The following is a 2,402-nucleotide window of genomic DNA, read 5'->3' on the forward strand; positions in this document are numbered from 1 at the left end:
GAATTGTTTGACAGGTTCGCCATTCTTGCGCGGCGTAAAATTCACATTTGAGCAATGGTATCTTGACAGATTAATATGCCAAGAAAAATCGATTATACCTTCAACGTCATAAGTCTGACCTATGGATGACCTTACATAAGAGTTTCGATGTGATCCGAGGGAGCCTCGTGTGGCAAGCTGATCAGAATAGAGAATAGACGGGGATAACCAGACGGTTCCTTTCCTTCAGTACAAACGCCCCAATTCCCTGATCCTTTGCGGATAATCGTCTGGAAAACGCCAGATGACTTCGCCGGGTGCGCGCACCAGTCCGCGCGCGGCGGGGTCTTTGTTGGTCAGCAATGACAGGAAAAGATCGCTGCTGGCCCATGGTGAAGATCGGAAGTACCAATGCCCGTTGCCAGTGCCCGCCTCTTCGGCATCCGTCACGTCGATGACATGCAGCCTTGGGGTCCGGGCCAGCTCCGCTTGCACCGCAGGCACTGCTTCGCCGGGCGGCGAAGTCTCTCCGACGCGCTTGCGGCCAAAAACAAGCCTAGACATCGCCAGCGCGGAATCCGTTTGCGACTGATAGATCGTCAGGTCCGTAACCGCATCGAGAAGACCGTCCTCGATAGCATGAATGAAATAAGCGCGATCCAGATCGCTGCCGATCAGGATGAGCTTGCCCAACCGCGCGTTTCCCTCGGCCCCCAAAGCAATTTGATAGGCGGCGTCAAATGCCAGCCTTGTCCCGGCACTGTAGCCAATCAGGTGGATGCGACGGGCATCGGTATGGGCCGAGAGAAAGGCAATCAGCTCGCGCAGATAGCGTCGCGAGGCCAGCGCCGATTCCTGATCGCGGAAATAGGCCAGCGTACTTGGGGTTGCTGTCCAGTTGTAACTGATGAAAGCGCCCTGATAGCCCAGGAAATGTTGCAACTGGCTTGAGACCAGAGTGGAATAGTCGAAATCCACATTATAGCCATGAATGTAGATGAAAATGTCCTTGTTGGCCGATTGTGCCAATTGCGCATTGATTTGTGACGCAAAATGGCTGCCGGCGGCTTCGACTTCGGCACGGCTGGGTGGCGTATCCATGTAATTGATAGCGCTGAACGGCAGAATGCCGGTCTCGGTCACGCCCACCACCCGCAGCCTATAGTCCCGATCCCGCGCCGCGGCGAGCGTTATGCGCCTTGCGTTTTCCCAGCTTTCAAGCGGCGGGTCCGACGCAATCTGCGCGACACCCGCCCGCAGCACGTGCCCCCGTGCATTATTGTAGCTTTTCTGCGGGTCGTCCGGTTCTGCGGGCTGGCGGTCGGTTGCGTAAAACAGACGCGCCCGCGACTCGAAATTACCCTCGGTCACATCCCCGAACGGGTCAAGCGTGCCATTGGCAAAGACCGTTGGCGAAGGCATGAAGTCAATTTCATTGTAGGTTTTCGCCGCGCACCCCGTCAGGGTTATGAAGATAATTAGCCAAAAGAACCTATGCATCAGACACTTTACGCCCCAGAATTTCCGCCGCATTGAGATCTGCCGGCACGAGCTTTCAACCATTTTTGCAAATGGACCATCTTTGGCAAGCCTTTGAGGATGCCTGCGACAACGATGGCAGCAGATTGCGGGCCGGGACCGTGGATGATGCTGTCAGAGAGACGTTTGAAGGGTTCGAGTAAGCGGCCACATTAACCAATGGTCGCCGATTTCGGGGTCGGCTTCTTGATGAGTCTTTTACAATGTGAAGCTACGCAAAGGCGCAAGGGACCATGTGAAAACGGCTATGAAACGGGCCAGATGTTCATCAAGGTGAAGGGCATGTGCGAATAGTCATGAACGTTTCCTGCACTGAAAAGGTTCGCACCAGAATTTTACCACTCTTGGCTGTCCGGCTCCCGCCGCAAGTTTGTGGGCTCCAAAAGGATGTTTGTTTGCTGTTTTTTACCTTGGCCTCACCCTATCCAGGGATCGAAGCTTCCAGAGAACCCGGCGCAATTCAGCGGTTTTTCGATTGGATGAAACTCCTCCAGTGCACTGCCTGTGCCCCAAAGTTAGAACGATTTGCGATCGTGTGGCTTTTTGTTGCTTTTTCTTGACCGAGCAAACGAATTGATACATTTTACCAAAATAAAACCAGAATGGAGCACAAATTATCACGAATATAGACCGTTTTTGTCGCTCCATACCGCCCTTGAGTCAGAGGTTTCGTCTCGGTGTAAGGATGGTTTCGGAGCGGCGGCAGTGCTAATAACAGAATGTCCTGTGCGGACTGGTTATGGTAACCTGAAATAGAAAGGTATCGCCCCGACAGTTTGCAGTTAACTGCACATTATTAGGGTACAATTCTGTCAAATTGGCGGTCACTGGCTTCACTTGACCCAAAGCGCCTCGAAAAAGAAGGCACCCAACAAAAATGATCA

The 2,402-nt window shown here is 53.1% G+C and carries 1 protein-coding gene; it reads right to left on the reverse strand.

Annotation, left to right across the window (positions count from 1 at the left end):
- Nucleotides 1–225: 225 nt before the first annotated feature.
- Complete coding sequence (locus ACR0CE_RS20455; protein ID WP_480833606.1) at nt 226–1,401, reverse strand: alpha/beta hydrolase; 1,176 nt, start codon at nt 1,399–1,401, stop codon at nt 226–228.
- Nucleotides 1,402–2,402: the final 1,001 nt, after the last annotated feature.

Source organism: Ruegeria sp. L11 (genome assembly GCF_056531755.1).

Coding starts and splice junctions, on each gene's coding strand:
- ACR0CE_RS20455 (WP_480833606.1), bottom strand. CDS start 1,401: ATGCCTTCGCCAACGGTCTTTGCCAATGGCACGCTTGACCCGTTCGGG.